At 46.2% G+C, this 22,216-nt stretch carries 17 protein-coding genes; 10 read left to right on the top strand and 7 right to left on the bottom strand.

Going from position 1 to position 22,216, the window contains the following annotated elements:
- The first annotated feature begins 105 nt into the window (after positions 1-105).
- The 8 genes from GMES_RS09105 to tldD are packed head-to-tail and all read left to right on the top strand — an operon-like array spanning position 106 to position 10,744.
- Positions 106-1,149 (top strand): rod shape-determining protein, encoded by a 1,044-nt coding sequence (locus GMES_RS09105; RefSeq protein ID WP_006992360.1) that lies wholly within the window; start codon positions 106-108, stop codon positions 1,147-1,149.
- Positions 1,150-1,199: 50 nt separating this feature from the next.
- A complete protein-coding gene (mreC, locus tag GMES_RS09100; protein ID WP_006992359.1) occupies positions 1,200-2,060 on the top strand; it encodes a rod shape-determining protein MreC in 861 nt (286 codons plus the stop codon).
- Positions 2,057-2,533 (top strand): rod shape-determining protein MreD, encoded by a 477-nt coding sequence (mreD, locus tag GMES_RS09095; protein ID WP_011573122.1) that lies wholly within the window; start codon positions 2,057-2,059, stop codon positions 2,531-2,533. Before mreC ends, mreD begins: the two co-directional genes overlap by 4 nt.
- Before the next feature lie 19 nt (positions 2,534-2,552).
- Positions 2,553-3,131: a Maf family protein gene (locus GMES_RS09090; RefSeq protein ID WP_006992357.1), complete on the top strand. Its 579-nt coding sequence runs from the start codon at positions 2,553-2,555 to the stop codon at positions 3,129-3,131.
- Positions 3,121-4,584 carry a ribonuclease G gene (gene rng / locus GMES_RS09085; RefSeq protein ID WP_006992356.1) on the top strand — a complete coding sequence of 488 codons (1,464 nt, stop codon included), beginning with the start codon at positions 3,121-3,123 and terminating at the stop codon, positions 4,582-4,584. Before GMES_RS09090 ends, rng begins: the two co-directional genes overlap by 11 nt.
- Positions 4,581-8,486, top strand: a complete 3,906-nt coding sequence (locus tag GMES_RS09080) for a YhdP family protein (protein WP_006992355.1) — start codon at positions 4,581-4,583, stop codon at positions 8,484-8,486. Before rng ends, GMES_RS09080 begins: the two co-directional genes overlap by 4 nt.
- Positions 8,479-9,309 carry a carbon-nitrogen hydrolase family protein gene (locus GMES_RS09075; RefSeq protein WP_006992354.1) on the top strand — a complete coding sequence of 277 codons (831 nt, stop codon included), beginning with the start codon at positions 8,479-8,481 and terminating at the stop codon, positions 9,307-9,309. The genes GMES_RS09080 and GMES_RS09075 overlap by 8 nt, the downstream gene beginning before the upstream one ends.
- The gene (gene tldD / locus GMES_RS09070; protein ID WP_006992353.1) at positions 9,302-10,744 is read left to right on the top strand and encodes a metalloprotease TldD; all 1,443 of its coding nucleotides are present in this window, start codon (positions 9,302-9,304) and stop codon (positions 10,742-10,744) included. Before GMES_RS09075 ends, tldD begins: the two co-directional genes overlap by 8 nt.
- Positions 10,745-10,839: 95 nt before the next feature.
- Here the strand turns inward: tldD and GMES_RS09065 are convergent, their stop codons facing one another.
- Together GMES_RS09065 and yjgA are read right to left on the bottom strand one after the other, a co-directional pair.
- Positions 10,840-13,275 carry a beta strand repeat-containing protein gene (locus GMES_RS09065; protein WP_006992352.1) on the bottom strand — a complete coding sequence of 812 codons (2,436 nt, stop codon included), beginning with the start codon at positions 13,273-13,275 and terminating at the stop codon, positions 10,840-10,842.
- Between the two features lie 5 nt (positions 13,276-13,280).
- A complete protein-coding gene (gene yjgA / locus GMES_RS09060; protein WP_006992351.1) occupies positions 13,281-13,808 on the bottom strand; it encodes a ribosome biogenesis factor YjgA in 528 nt (175 codons plus the stop codon).
- 108 nt (positions 13,809-13,916) lie between these two features.
- On the opposite strand from yjgA, the gene pmbA reads away from it, so the two are divergent.
- On the top strand, positions 13,917-15,242 hold the full coding sequence (gene pmbA / locus GMES_RS09055) for a metalloprotease PmbA (RefSeq protein WP_006992350.1): 1,326 nt from the start codon (positions 13,917-13,919) through the stop codon (positions 15,240-15,242).
- Positions 15,243-15,302: 60 nt separating this feature from the next.
- On the opposite strand, the gene GMES_RS09050 is transcribed toward pmbA, so the two are convergent.
- On the bottom strand, positions 15,303-16,415 hold the full coding sequence (locus GMES_RS09050; protein ID WP_006992349.1) for a hypothetical protein: 1,113 nt from the start codon (positions 16,413-16,415) through the stop codon (positions 15,303-15,305).
- Between the two features lie 168 nt (positions 16,416-16,583).
- Here GMES_RS09050 and GMES_RS09045 point away from each other — a divergent pair, with 168 nt between their 5' ends.
- Positions 16,584-17,198, top strand: a complete 615-nt coding sequence (locus tag GMES_RS09045) for a glutathione S-transferase family protein (RefSeq protein ID WP_006992348.1) — start codon at positions 16,584-16,586, stop codon at positions 17,196-17,198.
- 31 nt (positions 17,199-17,229) lie between these two features.
- On the opposite strand, the gene GMES_RS09040 is transcribed toward GMES_RS09045, so the two are convergent.
- From GMES_RS09040 to GMES_RS09025, 4 genes are all read right to left on the bottom strand, one after another.
- Entirely contained in the window at positions 17,230-17,682 is a 453-nt protein-coding gene (locus GMES_RS09040) for an NfeD family protein (protein ID WP_006992347.1), read from the bottom strand.
- Complete coding sequence (locus GMES_RS09035) at positions 17,666-18,622, bottom strand: SPFH domain-containing protein (RefSeq protein ID WP_006992346.1); 957 nt, start codon at positions 18,620-18,622, stop codon at positions 17,666-17,668. The genes GMES_RS09040 and GMES_RS09035 overlap by 17 nt, the downstream gene beginning before the upstream one ends.
- Before the next feature lie 136 nt (positions 18,623-18,758).
- Positions 18,759-20,090, bottom strand: coding sequence for a Xaa-Pro dipeptidase (gene pepQ, locus GMES_RS09030; protein ID WP_006992345.1), 1,332 nt, complete (start codon positions 20,088-20,090; stop codon positions 18,759-18,761).
- A 94-nt stretch (positions 20,091-20,184) separates the two neighbouring features.
- Positions 20,185-22,098, bottom strand: coding sequence for a lytic transglycosylase domain-containing protein (locus GMES_RS09025; RefSeq protein WP_006992344.1), 1,914 nt, complete (start codon positions 22,096-22,098; stop codon positions 20,185-20,187).
- Between the last annotated feature and the right edge of the window lie 118 nt (positions 22,099-22,216).

The following is a 22,216-nucleotide window of genomic DNA, read 5'->3' as shown; positions in this document are numbered from 1 at the left end:
TCTTCACTTTTTATTGCATCAAATGAGGTGTTTACTTGCCCAAGACGGGGGGCATTGGTAAAGTTAGCGGATTATCTCTCATATCAAACAGGTTGCGGTTTTTCAATGTTCAAAAAGCTTCGAGGAATGTTTTCCAACGACTTATCTATTGACCTCGGTACAGCAAATACGCTTATCTATATAAAAGATCAGGGAATTGTACTAAATGAGCCTTCCGTTGTTGCTATTCGGCAAGAGCGTGCAGGTGGTCCTAAAAGTGTAGCGGCTGTCGGTGGTGAAGCAAAACGGATGTTGGGACGTACTCCTGGCAACATAAAAGCCATTAGACCCATGAAAGACGGCGTTATTGCTGACTTTTATGTGACTGAGAAAATGCTACAGCATTTTATCAAACAAGTGCACGACAACAACTTTTTGCGCCCTAGCCCTCGCGTACTCGTATGCGTACCTTGTGGTTCTACTCAAGTAGAACGTCGCGCGATCCGTGAGTCGGCATTAGGTGCTGGCGCGCGTGAGGTTTATCTTATTGATGAGCCAATGGCGGCTGCGATTGGTGCTGGTTTACCTGTATCTGAAGCAACCGGCTCTATGGTCGTCGATATTGGTGGTGGTACTACTGAAGTAGCGATCATCTCATTGAACGGCATTGTTTACTCTTCATCGGTTCGTATCGGTGGTGATAAATTCGATGAAGCCATTATTAGCTATATTCGCCGTAACTTTGGTTCACTTATTGGTGAGGCCACAGCCGAGCGTATTAAGCACGAGATTGGTGCTGCCTATCCTGGTGAAGAAGTGAAAGAAATTGAAGTACGTGGCCGTAACTTAGCCGAAGGCGTACCTCGAGGTTTCACGCTTAACAGCAATGAAATTCTAGAAGCGTTGCAAGAACCATTAAGTGGAATTGTTTCTGCCGTTATGGTGGCGCTTGAGCAATCTCCTCCTGAGCTTGCGTCTGATATTTCAGAGCGCGGTATGGTGTTAACGGGTGGTGGTGCTTTGCTAAAAGACTTGGATCGCCTGTTAATGGAAGAAACTGGCATACCAGTAGTGATTGCAGATGATCCTTTAACGTGCGTGGCACGAGGTGGTGGTAAAGCATTCGAGATGATCGATTTGCACGGTGGCGATTTATTTAGCTACGAGTAACCCCAAGTAAAGGATACTAAAAAGCGGCATTAGCCGCTTTTACATTTCATATGAACTCGATTTTTCTGCGTGGTCCATCGTTACACATTAAGCTGGTTTTTGCTCTTGCGCTATCAGCCGGATTAATTGTGTTTGATCATGTATTTGATGGCTTCGCCACAACCCGTGTCTACCTCAACTCTGTGGTCAGCCCTATTCAATATTTAGCTAACTTACCTAGCGAGATGCTCAACGCCAGTGCTAGCCGCTTAGTGTCGCACCAGCAATTACTTGAAGAAAATGCTGAGCTACAACACGATGCTGTTGTGCTCAATGGCAAGCTTCAGCGTTTTGTTTTACTGCAAGAGGAAAATGACCGTTTGCGTCGCCTACTTAACACCCCTGTGCGTGGCGATATTCGTAAAGAAGTTGCAGAATTAATGGCGGTGGATAACAACCCTTATAGTCACCAAATCGTTATCGACCGCGGTGCCATTCAAGGGGTGTACGAAGGTCAACCCGTTATTGATGATAAAGGGATCGTAGGGCAAATCATGCAGGTTGGCTCGACAAACAGCCGCGTATTGTTGATTTCAGATGTGACTCATGCCATTCCTGTGCGTGTTGCCAGAAACAATATACGCATGATTGCTTCGGGCTCAGGGAGCTTAAATGAGTTAATCATTCAGCATGTTCCCCACAGCGCTGATATTGAAGAAGGCGATTTGTTGCTTTCATCTGGCTTGGGCAATGTATTTCCTGAAGGTTATCCGGTAGCAATAATTACCTCGATTGTTCGCGATGAAGGGCGCCCGTTTGCTCAGGTCAACGCTGAGCCAGTGGCACTGCTCGACCGTCTGAAATACTTACTTTTGTTGTGGCCAAATAATCTTGTAGGGCCAGAGCAATCTGTTCCGGATACAGAACAATGAAACTAAGAAACAATACAATCGGTCTGAGTATTATAGTGGCTTTGGTGCTACAAATTATGCCCATGCCTGCCATAGTCGAACAGTATCGTCCCGACTGGGTATTTTTGGTCCTAGGGTATTGGGCGCTTGCCCTGCCTGAACGCGTCAATGTAGGCGTTGCTTTTATCGTAGGCTTAGTACTCGATATATTGTTAGGCACCAGTATTGGCGTACACAGTTTTGCCATGAGTTTAAGTGTGTTCGTACTTGCAGCCAATTATCAGCGTTTGCGTAATTATTCGGTTTGGCAGCAAGCGGTTGTGATCGGTATTTTATGTGCGCTTTATAATTTAGTGGTATTTTGGTTAATGCATTTATTGACCGACATCTATTTCATGCTTACTTACATGTGGCCTGTGATTACCTCTATGGTAATTTGGCCATGGATATTTTGGTTACTACGTCGGGTTCGCCGTCAGTTTCGTTTGAGCTGAGCCCCACCAGACATCAGTTATGCTTATTTTAGCTTCTCAGTCACCCCGCCGCGCTGAGTTACTTAGCCAAATCGGTGTGCCTTTTACCACCTTAAGCGCGGATATTGACGAAACAATACTCCCTGGTGAAACGCCAGAAATCTATGTGCAACGCTTAGCTAAACAAAAAGCTCAAGCGGGTTGGCAAGCGAGTGCAGATATAGCAGAAAGTCGACTTGCACTAGGCGCCGACACAGTTGTGGTCATTCATGAACAAGCGTTGGGTAAACCGAAAAATTTCGATGATGCCATGCGTATGCTTCAGCGACTTTCAGGTCAAAAACACCAAGTGTTTACCGCCGTGACTATCACTTCTGGCGAGCACTGTGAGAGTATATTGGTGAAAACAGAAGTGACTTTTTGTGATTTGACCCCGTCTCAGATAGAAGAATATTGGCAAACAGGTGAGCCACAAGATAAAGCGGGTAGCTACGCTATTCAAGGCATAGGCGGAAAGTTTGTCACCCATATAAAGGGTAGTTACAGCGCTGTTGTCGGGTTACCTTTATACGAAACGAATCAACTACTTTCTCGGATGAGCCTAGCCCATGAGTGCTGAACTATTAATTAACGTTACCCCTTCTGAGTCTCGAGTGGCCCTTATCGAAAATGGTATTTTGCAAGAGGTTCACATTGAACGTCATACCAAGCGTGGCTTAGTAGGCAATATATATCGCGGTAAAGTCAGCAGAGTTTTGCCCGGCATGCAAGCCGCTTTCGTAGATATTGGCTTAGACAAAGCTGCCTTTCTACACGCTTCGGATATCGCTATTCATAGCGAAGTAGAAGATGAAGTGTCATCAAGCCACCTAGAAAAACGTGATATACGTGAGCTTGTGCGTGATGGTCAGAATATTGTGGTGCAAGTAGTCAAAGACCAAATAGGGACGAAGGGCGCACGTTTAACCACAGATATCACTATTCCATCAAGGTATTTGGTGTTCATGCCTAGCGTTGAGCATGTGGGTGTTTCTCAACGTATTGAAGATGAAGCCGAGCGAGAACGTTTAAAGAGCTTGGTACAAGAATATTGTAGTGAAAATGGCGGCTTTATTTTACGTACCGCTGCTGAAGGCGTGAAAGCCCAAGAGCTGCGCCAAGACGCCGATTTTTTGCGCCGCCTATGGGAAAAAATCCGTTCACGGATGAAAAAGAAAGCCCATATACTGTACGAAGATTTACCCCTAGCACGACGCGTGTTACGTGATTTTGTCGGGACAGAGCTTGACCGAATTCGTATTGATTCCAAATTGTCATTCCATGAGTTACAACAGTTTACCCGAGAGTATGTACCCGAGCTACACCGCTTATTAGAGTACTACCCGGGGGATCGTCCTATCTTCGATTTATACGACGTTGAGAACGAATCGCAGCGCTCTTTGGAGCGACGTGTGGATTTAAAATCAGGTGGTTATATCATCATCGATCAGACTGAAGCCATGACCACCATTGATATCAACACTGGGGCCTTTGTTGGGCACCGTAATTTAGAAGAGACCATATTCAACACCAACATTGAGGCTACCTCTGCAATTGCGCGCCAACTGCGTTTGCGTAATCTTGGCGGGATGATCTTAATCGACTTTATTGATATGGCTGATGCTGATCACCAGAGGCGTGTCATTCATAGCCTCGAAAGTGCAACCAGTAAAGACCGAGCTAAAATTAATATTCACGGCTTTACCGCGCTGGGCTTAATCGAAATGACCCGTAAAAGAACACGGGAAAGTTTGGAACATATTCTGTGTGGTGAGTGTCCAGTATGTAAGGGACGCGGTACGGTTAAAACAGTAGAAACCGTATGTTTTGAAATCATGCGTGAAATTGTTCGCGTTAATCGCGCCTACGATGCAGACAAATTTGTCGTTTATGCGGCACCGTCTGTGGTCGAAGCCTTGTTAGGCGAAGAATCACATATGCTCGCTGAGCTTGAAGTCTTTGTCTCTAAACAAATAAAGGTGCATACAGAGTTGCTATACAACCAAGATAAATACGATGTGGTAATGATGTGAGGTCAGGCTCTTTTTATGCCGCTTATATTATTAAAAAACTATGGACTTGCGCTGCTATTTTGCTGGTGCTGGTGGCCGTGGCCATCAGTGTTGTGCGTTACACGTTGCCCTACATGGACGGGCAAAAACATCGTTTAGAGCAATGGGTTGAGGGGCAGTATGGGGTCGAGATTAATATCGGCACTATCACGGCTCAGTGGAAAGGTGCAGGGCCAGCGATTGTGCTTGAAGACCTGCAGCTGGTGCAAAATGCTCAATCTCCCCTTAGTTTAGATATTAAAAAAACCATCATCGAATTGGATTTTTGGGGCTCAATACTGGGGCGTCAGATCCGCTCCCAGCGCTTTGACTTAAATGGCCTGAACGTCAAGATTGATGTCACCTTGATGAACAAAGAAGGCAGTGATTTTCCTGTCGTATCGGCATTGAAACAGTTGTTTCTAGAGCAGCTTCAATCATTTTCTGTGAGTGACAGTCAGTTTGAAATCAGCACCGCACACGACCAGCAGGTGGTGTTGGTTCATCAATTGCTCTGGAGTAATAGAGGGCTTCATCACCAAGGTGTTGGTGAACTGCAGGTCGAAGAACTGGCAAGTAACTCAGCCTCGTTTACCTTAGATCTGCGCGGTGACAAAGACTCTCTTAATGGAACTTTTTATGCCAGAGCACACGAAGTAGATTTATCCCCTTGGATAAATCAATGGCTGGCGACCCGTTACGATTTAATCGAAAGCCGGGGCAATTTTGTTGTGTGGGCGAGTATCCAAGACGGCGATATCAAAAATGCCCAGCTAGATTTGGCCGATAGCCGTTTTGTATGGCAAAACGAAGATGCCGAAATCACAGCGGCCATCTTGGGGGGGCAACTCAATGCTGAGCCTAGTAATGATGGTTGGATTTTCAATTTATATGATCTTGCCTTGCAAGCCAACGAGCGTACGCAAACATCTAATTGGTATGGTGAAATTAACAACCAAGGCCAAGTGCATATACAAAATGCAGACCGAGTAGACTTATCTGCTATCACACCCTTGCTACCCCTCGTTTTAAATCCGGTCGACTTCAATCTTCTAAATGACCTTGCGCCTAATGCCACCTTGAATAAATTCAATGTGAAATTTGACAAGTTGGATACCTATGCCCAAGTTAATCTCAGTCAAATTGGCTGGCAGCAAAGCAACAGTATACCTGGCGTAGATAATCTTGAGTTAGATATAAATTGGCACAACGATAAGGGCCGAGTGCAAATTCGCGGGCGAAATTCCCAGTGGAAATTGGACAACATAGTCGACCGAAATATCGAATTTCAACGAGTTGACCTTGATATGTATATTCAGTCTCTTGACGAGGGTATCGCAATTTATGCGCCGAAATTACAACTGGGCAATGATTGGCTGAACATAGATCAACACCTGCGTTATGAGAGCAACACTGGTTATCTTGCCCTTAATGGCACAATTGGCGGACTAGATATTGCACAAGTGAATGAACTGTTCCCTAGTGCCGCTATGGGTAAAGAGACCAAAGCGTATTTGCAAAGAGCCCTTAAGGGCGGCCATGTTAACGGTGCTAAGATCCTTTGGAATGGAGAGTTAGGCCAGTTTCCTTATGCTAATAATCAAGGCGTATTTCAAATCACAGTGGGGGTGGAAGATGCGAGTTTTGAATTCGCCCCTGATTGGCCGCAACTGAATGATTTAAACATTGACCTGTTGTTTGAAAACAAAGGCTTATTTATGCAAGCAAGCATGGGCAAGTTACTAGGCGTGAACTTGTCTGGGTTATCGGCAGATATACCCGATTTAGACGTGGGTGCGGTGCTAACCATTGATGCGAAAGGCTCAGCTCTTGGCACTCAAGTTAACGAGTTAATGAAACGCAGCAGTCTTGCCAGTAGTTTGGGCAAGGTCCTTGATGAAGTGCAAGTCAGTGATGCGCTTAATGTGGATCTGAATTTGGTTATTCCTTTATCAGGTCAGGATGTTGTGGCAAGCGGCGTGGTCCACTTGGCTGATAACCGCGTTTATGTACCTCGGGTTGATATGAATTTAACCCACGCTAAAGGACAAGTGTCTTTTAAAAATGAAGTGGTTGATATGAGCGGCTTACAGGCGCAACTATTCAGCCAGCCAGTTAAGGTCGATTTTAGTGGTCGCCAGCGCAAAGAGGGCTACTTAGCGAATATCGATTTACAAGGCGATTGGAAGGTTAAACCCCTAATCAAACAATTCGTGCCTAGTTTGGCCAGTTACGTTGATGGTAAATCGCCGTGGCAAGCGAATGTCAAGCTGACCTTGCCCGATGACGGCTTTAGTTATCAGGCCAGCGTGTATTCTGGATTACAGGGTATTGGCTCTCAGCTGCCTGAACCGCTTAACAAAACGGTGAATCAGAACAAGCCGCTTACCTTGGATATTTCCGGCGATGAGACCGCGTCAACGGTGAATTTGAAAATGGGTTCACAAGTCAATTTTGATGGGGTATTGCCTTATGAAACTATGCAATTTTCTCGGGCCCATTTGGCCATAGGTGAGTCATTGGATATGCCCATGGGGTTAGGTTTCAGTGTTGCTATGAACTTACCCTACGTGAACATTGATAACTGGTACCATGCTATTTCTTCTTTGCTACATGATTTAACAGGCAATGAATCAGGTATCGCTTCAGACCCAAACAAAAAGCCCTTTATCGGCGAGCCTCAGCGTATTTTCCTCAATGCTGATAGCGCCACTGTGGCTTCTCAGCAATTAACAGACTTAGAAGCTGTTACCAAAAACACCAATGACAGTTGGCAAATAAACGTCAACGCTAAGCAAGTCAGGGCCAATGTATCACTATATAAAGACTGGTTAGCCAGAGGCATTAATATTTCAGCGGATTACCTGGATTTGGCCGGTTGGGAGAAAAACGAAGGCAAGGCTGTGGAGTTTGAACCTAAACTCGAAACCTTGCCGCCAGTCGAGTTTTTATGTGAACGCTGCCGTTTTGAAGATAAAGATTTGGGCAGGGTCGACTTTAAATTATCACGCGCTGCCAACGGCATGCACATTGATTCATTGCGCTTAAATAACGACCACGGATTGTTTTACGCAAGTGGTGATTGGTTGTTTACCCCAAGCGGCAATCAAACCAAGATCGAAGGTGAATTTAGCAGTTCAGACTTTGGTTTATTTCTAAAAGGTTTCGAGTTTGACTCAGGTATTAAAGACTCAAAAGCCTCAGCTAAATTCAATTTAGATTGGCAGCGCGCCCCGTTTGAGTTTGATTTTGCTACCTTAAATGGCCATATTGATTGGCGCTTGAGCGATGGTTATCTCACTGAGGTAACAGATAAAGGCTCACGGATATTTAGCTTGTTAAGCTTAGAGTCGCTGGTGCGAAAGCTGCGCTTAGACTTTCGTGATGTATTTGCCCAAGGCTTCTTTTACGACAAAATGAAAGGCAGTTTTCAGGTGGCCCAAGGAACAGTGGATACCCGTGATACTGTGGTAGATGGCGGAGCAGGTGAAATCACTATGCAAGGCTATACCAACTTGAACACCCGAGAAGTAAACTACAATATTGCGTTTGCCCCTAAAGTGACATCCAGTTTGCCGCTTATCGTCGCCTATATGGTCAACCCAGCAACCGCATTGGCGGCTTTAGCGTTGGATCAGGTACTGACTTCAGCCAAGGTCATTTCCAATATTAAATTTTCCTTAACGGGCACGTTAGACGATCCTAAATTAGAAGAGTTGGAGCGTGACAGTAAAGAAATTCGCTTGCCGGCACAAACTGCCCCAGCGCCGGTTGATACGCCAAATGTTGGCCTTGCAATAGACCCAAATAGCCACAATACAGATATAAGCATCCCACAAGAGATTGATCAAGAGCGCGTAGCGCTGGAGGTATCCGATGGCTAATCTTATCGCCCTGCAAATGACATCCACACCTGATGTCACAGAAAATCTCAATTTTGTTGAGCAACAACTGGCTCAGTTAACGGTCAACGAGCCAGCCTTGGTGGTATTGCCTGAATGTTTTGCCTGTTTTGGTGGGGGCGATAAAGTCTTATTGAGTATTGCTGAGTCATTGGGTGACGGCCCAATACAGGCGCGCCTAATGGGTATGGCCAAGCAATATGGTGTGTGGCTAGTGGCTGGCAGTATGCCGTTAAAAAGTGAAAACCCTGATAAATTTACCGCATCCTGCTTGCTAATCAATGATGCTGGCGAACGGGTGACTGAATATCAAAAAATTCACTTGTTTGACGTGCAGGTCGCAGACAACACTAAGACCTATTGTGAGTCTAAATACACACAAGCGGGCAGCGCTGTCGTGAGTGTGCCAGACACGCCATTTGGACATTTAGGCTTAGCCATATGCTACGACGTGCGGTTTCCAGGCTTATTTCAAGCTATGGCCGAACATAAAGCGTTGGACGTGGTAGCACTGCCCGCGGCATTTACTCAAAAAACTGGGGAAGCCCATTGGCAGGCCTTGTTAAGCGCTCGTGCAATTGAAAATCAATGCTATTTGGTAGCAGCTGGGCAAACTGGTGTGCACGCCAATCAGAGACAAACCCATGGTCATTCCTGTATTATTTCACCTTGGGGTGAAACTTTAGCTGAATTACCTCAGTCAGTCGGTGTGATCAACGCTCAGCTAGAACCTGCCATACTTAATAGAATTCGCCGGGATATGCCGGTCTATACCCATAATAAATTCAGGAGTTACCTTGTCTAATCTGGTTGAACAAAACCTGCTTACTGCCGCTAACCTCGACAGAGACCATCTTGCAAACGCGTTAGATGCCATTTATCAACATGATAATGATTTTGCTGATCTGTATTTTCAGGCCAGTCAGCACGAAACTTGGGTGCTCGAAGACGGCATCATTAAAGATGGCAGCTATAACGTCGAGCGCGGTGTAGGTGTGCGTGCAGTTAGTGGCGAAAAAACCGGGTTTGCTTATTCAGATGACATCAACCCAGAAGCTTTGATGCAAGCGGCAAAAGCCTCGCGCAACATTGCAAGTGCGGGGGGCAAGCATAAAGTTACAGGCCTTAAAAACAGCAAGGTTGACCCTAAGTACCATGCTGACAATCCTATTTTAGGTATGCAAGACGAAGAAAAAATAGCCCTTTTGCGCGCGGTTGATAACTACATTCGCCAGCAAGAAAGCGCACTAAGCCAAGTGGTTGTGAGCATCAGTGGTGTTTACGAGGAAGTTTTAATTGCCGCTACCGACGGTACGTTTTGTACTGATATTCGCCCACTAGTACGTTTGAACTGCTCCGTGTTAATGGAAAAAGACGCGCGACGTGAACGTGGCAGCTCAGGCGCGGGTGGCCGCTATGCCTATGAATATTTTCTAAGCCAAGCTGATGGGCGCCCACTTTACGAACAGATTGCTGATGAAGCCATTCATATGGCGCGGGTAAACATGCGTGCAGTGGCTGCGCCTGCTGGCCAAATGCCGGTGGTATTAGGCAGTGGCTGGCCAGGTGTATTATTACATGAAGCAGTAGGGCATGGCCTTGAAGGAGATTTTAATCGCAAAGGCGCATCGACGTTTAGCGGGCGTATGGGGGAGCAAGTTGCTTCAGTAGGTTGCACCATAGTAGACGATGGCACATTGGCAAATCGCCGTGGTTCGTTGTCGGTAGATGATGAAGGCACCCCTAGCCAGTACAATGTGCTGATCAAAGATGGTATTTTGACTGGCTATATGCAAGATAAACTCAATGCGCGTTTGATGGGTGTTAAGCCTACTGGTAACGGTCGCCGTGAGTCATACGCACATTTGCCTATGCCGCGCATGACCAATACCTATATGTTGGGCGGGCAACATGAGCCAGAAGAGATCATTGCCAGTATCAAAAATGGGATTTATGCACCTAATTTTGGTGGTGGCCAAGTAGACATTACCTCTGGAAAGTTTGTGTTCTCTACCTCAGAAGCGTATCTCATAGAGAATGGTAAGGTCACCAAGCCGATTAAGGGCGCTACACTGATCGGTAACGGCCCAGAAGCTATGCAGAAGGTCTCTATGGTGGGCAACGACCTAGCCCTAGATAAAGGTGTTGGCGTGTGTGGTAAAGACGGTCAGAGCGTGCCAGTGGGAGTTGGTCAGCCTACACTTAAAGTGGATGAACTAACTGTAGGCGGTACAGCCTAATTACCAAGTTGTTATTTTTTAAACAACGACTTTCTAAGCAATAAAAAAATGGCGCGAATATCGCGCCATTTTTGTATCTGCAAGCTGTGACAACATTAATTCAAAGTCACTATCGTGCTGGTTGTAGATTCAACGCCGCTAGGGGAGGTGATCGTCACACTCAATGTGGCTGATGTTGTTTCAGATACATCATTCTCTAGGGTGAAGGTCGCTCGCGATGCCGCATTGACCGAGGTGCTGGGCATGCTTAAATTTGTTTGACCATTGAGTTGCCCTGCACTGGAACTGACGACAATCGTAGAGCCACTCGCTATAGGTTGGCGCGCGGTATCTGCGAAAACAACCGTAAAGCTTTGGCTGGTATCGCGCGGTATAGCCGTTGCCGCTGTTGATGTTTGATAGTTGCTGGCAATGACGGCGGCGCTGTTATCAATAATATCGATTTGCGCTGCGGAGCTAGATGTAACCAACACTAAGGCGCGGCGCACATGCATGGTATTCGCATCACCTGTGCCGCAACTGTTGCCTGAACACTGAGGGCCATTAAAGAGGCTGTCGGCTGAATCAAAGCTACCGTTGGCGTTGTAATCAAGAAATATCTCACCCGCATCGCGGATGCCATTTTCGTTGTCATCGCGCCAGGCTTCACTGATATCCACAAAGCCGGTTTGCCCATATAGGCTGGTCGACAACCCATTGTCCGTGTTGTCATTAAAACCTGCACCATCGGCATCATCGTAGAAATTGTTACCGTTGCTATCAAATAAGGTTTCATGGCCTATAGCGGTAGCTAAAATAGTGATACGGTGATCTGGCACCTTAGGATTCGCGCTCACCCAGGTTACGGCGCACGCGCCGGACACCGTAGTGCAACTGCCGTCGATAGAGCCACCTTCAGTGGTAAAGCTGACTGCGGTGCCGTCAGGCACTGGATTGTTGAAGGTGTCAGCCAAGCGCACCACTAGATTTACTTCTTGCTCATTTATATCAAACGCTTCTGGGTTGAGGTTGTCAGCCGAGATGGTCATGCTATTTTGGTCGGGTAAGCCGGTGTTAACCGACAATAGGTCAGACTGGGTGATGATACTCTCGCCTGATTCGGTTTCTACTTCGGCGGTTACTCGCACTGAAGTTGGTACGTCACCCGCAGTTACGCGAGTACTCACCTGACCCTGTGAGTTGGTGAGGCCAGTGGTTGAAGAAAGTGTTAAACCGCCAGTTTGCGTGTTTAAGCTAAACGACACTTCTTGTTGTGACAATGGATTGCCCAGTGCACCGTTTACTTGAAATACCAAGGTCGATACCGTTGAGCTGTTTTGACCTCCCGTGCCGCGAAGCACTAGTGAGCTGGGCTCAGCTGATACAAAAGCCAATGAGCCTATGGACTCTGCTTGTATTGAAATCGCCTGAGAAACACTAAGGGTTGCGTTATTAACTACCACAGATGCAACAATAGAATCGGTGTTGCCGTCTCCACCTGCGCAGCTTTGGTCTTCAAACGTGGCGTTAGCCACGCCATTTATCGTGTTAACTAGAGTGTCGATTGTGGCGAAACCATCAGTGACACAGTTCGAACTAAAGGTAACAGGGGTTTGGGTTAAAATACGCTGGTCATTTTCATCTACCAGTGCGATAGAAACACCCAAAGTACCACCAGCACTTATTTCAACGTCACCTGCACTATTACGTGCACTCACTCCTAGTTGATTTTCAATAAATACGCCGTTGTCATCAAAATAACCTAAACGGATAATCTGTTCTGAGATGGCGCCGGCAGCTTGTATTTCATAATTAAGTGACGAGGCTAAATCGACAGCATTAACCTCGGCTGTGGCCGTAATTACGCCAGCACCAATATCACTGTCTGTAGCCGACAAGGTGACTTGCGCCACACCATTGCTATCGGTTAACGCAGAATCGGTATTTAGCGTACCGCGCTGTGCGCTAAAGGTAACGATAACTCCCTCAACGGCTAGGTCGTTCTCATCGGTAATTTGTGATTGCAGCTGAACATCAGTGCCTGCCTGAAAACGATTGACTACCTGACCACTGTTAAGCAAAGCTAAGTTAACCACGGCAGATTGGCTGGTTAAGGTATCAGCACTTAAATATTCATAATTTTCGCTGCTAGTGGTGTCATCAAAGGTAGCGCTTAACACGGCCGCGCCGACTTCACTGTTTTCACTGGAAATCGTTATTTGTGCGACGCCTTGGCTATCAGTCAGTTTCGTTGTACTGGAAAATGTACCAAGCGAACCAGAAAAGGTAATAATTTCACCTTCAACAGGGCTACCGTTTTGCATCAAAGTGGCTTGTGCACAGGCTACTTGGCCTGAGGTAAAGCTTTGCGTGGATGTGGAGCATTGTTCATTATAGGTTGATACCGCTAAGGTAAAAGTAGATGTGTCATCATCAGTATCACCGCCAGAGCCAAACGGGTCGTCGCCGTTATCCCCTGAAACCCCACCACCACAACTGGTTAGCGTAAAAATCGCTAACCACACTATGTACATCGGTAACCGTTTACGCATATTTATTATCCGTCTATTGAAGATTGTAAATACTTAAATAACTCGCGAGCCGCTTTGGGCGGTTTATTATCCGCTTGCTGTTTTGCCGCTTGGCGAACCAACTGGCGCAATTTCTGACGTTCTAAAATAGGATGCTCTTCTAGGACATCTTCAATAGCGCTATCACCTTGGGCAATTAAGTTATCGCGCAACATCTCTAATTTGTGAAATTTTTGATTGGTTTTTTGATGTGAAGCCTGAATTTGCAGCAATGCTTGCTCGATAGGAGCCACATCTCGGTGGCGCATGAGTTTGCCAATCAACTGAAGTTGACGACGGTAACCCTCTTTTTTGCGTAAAATGCGCCTAGCCAACATAACAGCGTCGAGCAACTCCTGATCCATAGGAATTTTGGCCAGCGCCGTCGGGCTGAGATCCACTAAGGATACGCCTAGCTTTTGCAAATCATTCATTTGATTTTTGATCTGAGTCTTGCTCAGTTGGGTGTCTTCTTGTTCTACTTCAAATTCGTTTTTATCTGGAGATACGGCCATAACAATGTCTTTAATGGTACACTAGGAAAATATTGTAACCTTGTATTGGCGATTAATATAGTTAGTCGTTAGTCGCTCAAGGTAATCTCGTTTGATAATGAAGGGTGTATGCAGCAGCAATTAACGGATATCCAACAAATAGTCGAAGATGTACTGAAACTGGCCAAGGAAAAAGGCGCCACGCAAGCCGAAGCTAGCATGTCTAAGGTACGCGGGATCGCGGTTTCTTCTCGTTTAAAAGAAGTTGAAACAGTCGAGTTTACCAACGATGGTGGTTTAGGGATCACGGTATACAAGGGGCAACGCAAAGGCAGCGCCTCAACCGCAGATTTAAGTCCGCAAGCGTTGCGCTTAACGGTGGAAAAGGCCATTGAAATTGCCAAATACACAGGGGAAGATGACTGTTCTGGTTTGGCTGACAAAGAATTGATGGCGTTTGAGCCGCAAGATCTTGACCTGTTCCATCCGATCGAGCTAGATACTGACTTCGCCATTGAGCAAGTCATTACAGCGGAAACCGCCGCATTAGCTTTCGACCCGCGCATTACCAACTCTGATGGCGCGTCTTACAATGCGAATTTGGGCACCAAGGTATACGGTAACAGCCACGGTCTAAACGTGGGTTATAACAGCAGCCGTTACAGCATGAGCTGCGTGGTCATTGGTGAGCAAGATGGCGATATGCAGCGTGATTACAGCTATACCGTTGAGCGCCAGGCTGATCTTATGGCAAGCCCAGAGCAAATAGGCAAAGAGTCGGCTGAGTTTACTTTAGGCCGCTTAGGTGCTCGTCAAATCAAAACAGCCAAAGTACCGGTGTTGTTTGATAAAGAAATTGCCTCGGGTTTAATCGGCCACTTCATCAGTGCAATCAGTGGTGGCAATTTATATCGCAAATCATCGTTTTTACTCGATAAATTAGGTGAGCAGGTACTGCCTAACTGGTTCAGCATCAGCGAACGCCCTTTTATCATGCGTGGTTTAGCCAGCTCAGCGTTTGACCACGAAGGTGTGCGCACGAAAGACAGTGAGATCGTTACTGACGGTATTCTCAATCAATACCTGTTAACCAGTTACTCTGCCCGTAAGATGAAAATGCAAACCACTGGCCATGCTGGTGGTATTCACAACTGGCTGATTAAGCCTACGGGGCAAAGCGATAAGCAAATGTTAGCTGAACTCGGTACAGGTTTGCTAGTCACTGAATTAATGGGCCAAGGGGTCAATGTGGTCACGGGTGATTACAGCCGCGGTGCAGCAGGTTTTTGGGTTGAAAATGGTGTTATTCAATACCCAGTGCATGAAATCACCATTGCGGGCAATCTGGCTGATATGTTGAAAAACATCGTCGCTGTGGGTTCACAAATAGAACGCCGAGGCAGTATTCAAACAGGCTCTATTTTGATCGATAACATGCAAGTCGCTGGCGATTAAAACCTTTTTGTACACAAAAGCCCACTCAATGTGGGCTTTTTTCTGCTTGAAATTCGCTTTCTAACTTATTAAGTCGTGAATTTTATTCAGTGACGGCAATGGTTGCTTGTCTTGATAAAACAAACGATTTAAGCGCCCTAGCAAATTTACGCTACGACTTGGATCGTGAGCTTTTTTACGATGTTCGCTGGTGGTTTCTAAAAATTCCCACGGCTTTAAATTCCATGCGGCAATTTGCTTAGGCGTTGAGCCAACCGCTGCAACAGTACTCAAAATACGTTCAGTTTTACTCTCATTAGTGGATATTAAATCGTTTTGATAAGTGTTTTCTAATGGCGTTGCAATAGCAGCAATGGTGCTGTCGATGGCATGCCAAATTTGGTCATGTTCAAAGGCTTGGCCAACAGGGGCATAATAACCCATCACTTCCCACTCTAATTCAGCATTGCCTATGGCAATTGAACTGCCTATTTCCCCAGAGTAGGCTAAATCAGGACGCGCGCCAATATTGTAGGCATCAACCGACAAACCGACGCACACAGCGATATCGCCAAAGCGACTGGGATCATAGTAAATGGCTTCAAACGCCGCGCGCTTTACGCCCATCCAGCCATGCACAACAGGCTCTTCTAATGCGAACTGGCGTACATCATCAGGCAAGTCTTCACCGTATTTATCGATAAATAAATGTGAAGGGTCTTGGGCTAGGTGAGCGTCTTGTACCCACACTTCATATTCTTGACGATTATCCGCTTTACCTCGGCTTTTAATGCCGTATGACAAGTTTATAGGGCGGCAGATATCGCGGTTTTCACCGTCTTTGTGAAAAAACTCTGAGCGAAAGCGTTTGATAAACGGCGCATCGCTGCCAGCAATTGCGGCGGTCGGGTAGCGAAAACCAATTTCACTTTTAGGGATGATATGAAAGCCCGCAATGCTTTTTTCAAGCTGGCTTTTAACGCCTTTTAGCACGTCTACATTCGGCACGACTATGCTGCGCTCTGGCTCAATGGTTAAGCGGCGCCCATCAGGGGTAATGAACTTAGGTGTTTTGTGAAACTCATGATGCTTCAAACCTAATTGCGTGACATATTCACCACGCAGCAGGGCCAATTCAGAGAACAAGGCATCGTGGTTTCTAATGTGTTTAAACAAAGGGCGGTGATCAGCCATAGGTGCATTCTTCTCTATTGTGGGTTACTTTCGCATTTCGCTTGTGGTCATAAATTTGATATTCCTGTTTGTTTATATGGATTTATGCAAAGAATTACAAGCGTTAAAGGTGAGTATAAAGCCAGTTTTATCAGTCCCATTTTTTGATTAAGTGAAAGGTAATTAAAGATGAAAATTTATGCGGATGCACAATCTGGCAATTGCTATAAAGTGAAATTGATGTGCGCGTTGTTGAACATTGAGCACGAATGGATCCATGTTGATATATTGGCCGGCGGCACCAATGCTAAAGATTTTTTAGCCATGAATCCCAATGGCAAAATTCCCTTGCTTGCTCTGGATGATGGGCGCCATCTGTGGGAGTCAAACGCCATTATTAATTATTTGGCCAGCGGCAGTGATCTACTCCCAAGCGACGTTTTTGCTGTAGCCAAGGTGCAGCAATGGCAATTTTTCGAACAATACAGCCATGAGCCTTATATCGCTGTGGCGCGCTTTATTGCAAAATATTTGGGCTTGCCTGAGAGTAAAAAAGCTGAGTATGAAGCCAAACAAGCGGGTGGGCATAAAGCGTTAGCTGTCATGGAGTCACAATTAGCCCAGACGCGGTTTTTAACCGGTCAGGGTGTCACGGCGGCTGACGTCAGCTTGTATGGCTACACACATGTTGCGCATGAAGGGGGATTTGATTTGTCGCTGTATCCTAACGTGCAGGCGTGGTTATCTCGTATCGAAGCTTTGCCCAATTACATCGCGATGGATGCAAGCAAGGGCAAAGCATGAGCAGTAAAGCCGAGTACTGAACTTCGAGTGCCTAGGCGCAGGGCGCAATAGTAAATTGCCCCACATCCACAGCAATGACCTCAACTTTGGTGCCGCTGGCGATGGGTTGTTCGCTGACTAAGCGCCAATCTATCCCCGAAAAGTGGTAAATCGCCGGTTGTTCAGCGCTGGTGTCTGTGGCAAGTATAAAGCTGTGGCCAATTAGGTCATTGCTGGCCTTTTTGGGATCCACGTCTTTTTGCATATTTTTAAGGGGTTTCCACAGAAATACCGCGAGCACTGCTGTAATCAATGACACAAACAAGGTCGCGTTGAGGGCGGTATCCGCCACAATGCCAAATTGAATTAAGATGCCAGTTATAACGGCAGCACAGCCCACAAAAAACAGTACAAACGTGGAAAACCCCAACACCAGAATTTCAATTGCTAACAGTAAGAGGCCAAGGCTGATTAAGCCTATGCCTAAATTATCGCTTAGCCACATCATGTTTTGCTCGATTTAGTGAGTTAATGATAGTGGTGGCTTGTGCCACAACGCCTGCGATATCAGTGCCGCTATCTGGCAGTAACACCACGGATGATTCTTTGGCAATTGCCTCTTTGGCCTCAATGGCTTTAGTGGCCAAGTCTAGCTGAATGGCTTTTTGGCCCTCTTCCGTAGCGGCGGCCTCACCGACTTGGCGTAGCGCTTCAGCTTGCGCTGCGGCAACCGCAACGATGGCTTTTGCTTCACCTTCAGCGCGCAATACCGCCTCTGATTTATCCGCTTCGGCGGCGAGTACCACTGAGGCTTTTTCACCTTCAGCGCGATTGATGGCGGCTTGTCTGTCACCTTCTGATTCGAGTATCTGGGCGCGTTTTACTCGCTCCGCTTTCATTTGTGCTTCCATCGCTTCCATAACGGATAGCGGCGGCACGATGTCTTTGATCTCATAGCGCAGCACTTGAATGCCCCAAGGGCCAGATGCTTCATTGATAGACGCAACAATATTGGTGTTTAGGATGTCACGCTCTTCAAAGGTTTTATCTAGCTCCATTTTACCCAGCTCTGAACGCATGGTGGTTTGCGCCAGTTGCGTTACCGCAAACACATAGTCATCTATGCCGTAGGTGGCTTTGTAAGGGTCAAGGACTCGAAAATACAATACACCATCTACCGACAGTGAAATATTGTCTTTGGTGATCGCGCTTTGCTCAGGTACATCTACGGCTTTTTCTTTGAGTGAACGATCCGCTGCCACTTGGTCGATGAAGGGCACAATGAAATTCAGGCCTGCTTCCTTGGTAGATTGGTATTTACCAAAACGCTCAATCACGTAGGCGCGGTTTTGCGGCACAAATTTGATAGAAGACTTGAGCAGCACAATCACAAACACCAAAAGCAATGTTTGCACTGAGAGTAAATAACTGAGTAGAACGTCCATATATCTCTTCCTATTTAAATGCCCTGTGGGCGCTAGCGTTGATGTTACTTATTTTACTTATGTTATTTTTTAGGCTCTGTTTTTATGCCAATTTAACGCAAAGGGGCAAGTCACTTCACAAGCCCCTGTAGCGAGCCTAGTTTAAGCCTAAGTCTCGGGTCATATTCTCGTTTTTATCACGATGCACAATGATATTGTCTTCAATGCGGATACCGCCGAAAGGTCTAAACGTGTCAACAATATCCCAGTTAATGAATTTAGATTTTTCTGTGCTCTTTAAATCAGCTAGTAGGCTATCAATAAAGTACAAACCTGGCTCTATGGTAAACACTTGGCGCGCTTCAATCATACGGGTCGTGCGCAAAAAGGGGTGTTCAGCTGGCGGCGGGTTAGGCGTGCCGCGATCATCCGCTACATGGCCAGCCACGTCGTGAACCTGTAAACCCAAGAAATGCCCGATTCCATGGGGGAAAAAAGTACTGACTATTTGCTCGGCTAAAATATCGTCGGGAGACAGATTAACAATGTCAAACTGATGCAGTAACTGAGCAACTTGCGCGTGTGCGGCAATGTGTATGTCGCTGTAGGGCAAACCTGGCTTAAGCATATCCGCTAAGCTTAATGTGACTTGATGCATGCCTTTAATTAATTCAGCAAAGTGACTGCTATTTGGGATACTCCCGTTGCAATAGGTGCGGGTGATATCTGCCGCATAACCATGAAAACTAGCACCAGCGTCAATCAAAAACGAGCGTGACTCATTTGGGGCTAAAACGTCTTGCTCCATATAATGCAATATCGCGCTGTTCTCATTTAAAGCCACAATATTGTTATACGGCACTTGGTTATCGTTTTGACGCACGGCAGCTAAATAGGCTTGATTAATATCGAATTCACTTTTACCGGCCTTAAAAGCCGTGGCTGCGGCGTTGTGCCCAGCTACCGCTAATACATTGGCTTGGCGCATACACACTAATTCGTAGTCTGTTTTATAAGCGCGCTGGTAATGCAGATAGTTTAATACTCTATCTGGGTTCACTAAATCAAAGCCCAACGCTTTAGCCACTTCAATATATTCACCGATGTAAGCGAAGCGGCTTCTGTCATAGGGTAAGTGTTTCTCAACGGCATCAGCCTGGGTGAGCAGCACTACATCGAACTGTTCAACCCAAAAATCGTTAGGCTCAGGGGGGACTTTATGCCAGAAGTCTTTAGGGCGATAAAAAATGAGTTTGGGCTTGTCACTGCCGTTAACGATCAGCCAACAATTTGGATTATCGATGACCGGTAACCATGCTTTAAATTGCGGGTTACATTTAAAGGGATAATTATTGTCATCTAAGAACATGCGTTTGGCTTGGCCAGAATGAATAATTAAGCCATCAATACCCTCGCGCGATAGCGCCTCTTTGGTGCGGGTTTGTAATTCTAATATGTGTTGCGGATAAAGTTCGGCTAGCTGCTGCATTTTTGTTGTCCATTGCCCTTAGGTGTTTCATCCTTTTACGTTACCACAACCCAGGATCACCGCGCTAGCTAGGCTTACTAGAGGCAACTAAATGTTATTGCTGTATAGGGGCTATCTGCATGTCCACCAGTTCTTTAAATACCTGACTGGGCTGGCCTAAGCGCTGGGCGTATATTTGTTTATAAGCCATCACGGCTTTTACATAGTTACGGGTTTCTTTGTAAGGAATCGTTTCCACCCAGATATCCATGGGTACGGCATCGCGCTCGGGTAACCAATCCAATACTTTGCGCCATCCGGCATTATAGGAGGCCGTAGCGAGTACAGGGTTGTTGTCCATTTTATCCATCAAGTAGCGCATGTATTGCGTGCCAAAAGCCACGTTTTGCTCTGGGTCAAATAAGCTACTGCCGCCCACTTTCTTTTTGGCTAAGTAGTTAGCCGTGCCTGGCATAAGTTGCATCAGCCCCCTGGCACCCGCGTGTGAATTAGCATCAGGCATAAACGAGCTTTCACGGCGCACAATAGCAAAGGCCCACGCGGGGTCGACTTGGTTTTTATTGGCGCTGTTGATTAAGCTTTTATCAAAGGCAATCGGAAAGCGTCGCTCCAAATCGTCTAAATAGCCGACTCTGGCAAAAGTAAATATCGCTTGATCGTGCCACTTCCAGCTGTCTGCCAGCACTGCTGCCATCAAACTTTGTTGTTCGTTCAACCCTTGCTGTAAGTCGTACCATTCGCGCCTTGCACTTAAGCTTCTGTCAAGTTGCAAAAACTCATAGGCACGTTTGGCTTGGGGCATATTGGCAACTTCTAGTAGTTGCTCAGGGCTAAAACTCAATGTTTTGTCATGCAAGCTAGGCTGTTTAGCTAACTTACCGCTGGCCATAAAGCCGTAGTAGTGACGTTGGTCAGCTAATTTGTTGAAGGTTTGCTGCGCTAAGTCACCGGCTTTTAACTGCTCGTAAGTACGGCCAAGCCAATATTGAAAGGCTAAATCTTGGGTGATCCCAGAAGGAGCGGCTTCAATTAATTCCAGCGCATGTTGCCAGTTGCCAAGGCGCAGAACGTGGGCCAAATGCCAGCGAAATAATTCGATGTCGGTTGAGTCAGCACTGGCTTTATCAAGCCACAAATCAGCTTGAGGATGATCAGCCACAGCCAAAGCAATGGCGAAACGTTCAGTCATCGCCTCTCGCTGAGGAGCGTTAAAAGCAAACCGTTTCTCTAGTGCGTACCAGCTTTTTAAGGCTAAATCAGGCTGACTAAACGCTAGGCGCTTTAAACCGTAAATCAGTATTTCGGTTTCTTTGCTGACTAACTTATGAGGAAATTTCGAACTACGGCTCACGTAGCTAGCATCACGGCGCACCGCTAGCCACAGGTCAGCTAGATAGCGCTCGTTTTCTGGTAGCAGTTTTTGTAAATAAGGCACCAGCGTGTGTTTGCCACTAGTGGCAGCAAGCACTAAGCGCTGCCAAACCATGTCTTTGGTGAGTAGACCTTCTTTCTTCCATTCACGAAACACATAGTCACATTCCTTGGGTTGTGACTGACCCACAATCCATAATCTGGGCACTTCGGTTAACGCTATTTTACGCTCAACAGGGTCAGACAGCCGATATTCAATGTTTTTACACGCTAGTTGGGCGCTGCCGGTATTGGTATACGCAGCTAAAAATTCCGTTTTGCGTTGTGACTTGGCCAAATATTGCAGCCACTTTTTGCGTAACGAACGGTCGAGGGGGGTATTTTCATATTTCGCTAGAAACGCTTCTATTTCTGGACCATTTTTTCTATTGATGTTGTTCATCAATGCTTTCAACTGGACATACGGTAGCAATGGGTAGTCTACTAATTGCGCAACTAGCCTGTGGTAATCAGCGCTTTGTGGGTTGTTAGCCAATGATTCTGCTTCGACGAAGATTTCACGCTGATGTTGTAGTTTTTGCTCTGCTGAAGAAAGAGTTGTCGCTGCTTGAGATGAAAAGCATACGAGCAGTAGCAACCGGATATGGAAAATACGCAGAATAGCCCTGCCTCATTCGCTGGTTAAATAACTTCCATAAGATATCTGCAATCAGGGTTAGGGGACAACCTAAGTTTCAACATATTTAACTGGCATG

The organism is Paraglaciecola mesophila KMM 241, from assembly GCF_000315015.1.
Classification (GTDB): domain Bacteria; phylum Pseudomonadota; class Gammaproteobacteria; order Enterobacterales; family Alteromonadaceae; genus Paraglaciecola; species Paraglaciecola mesophila.
Note: the sequence above shows the minus strand (reverse complement) of the source record. Positions and strands in the feature narration are given on the sequence as shown.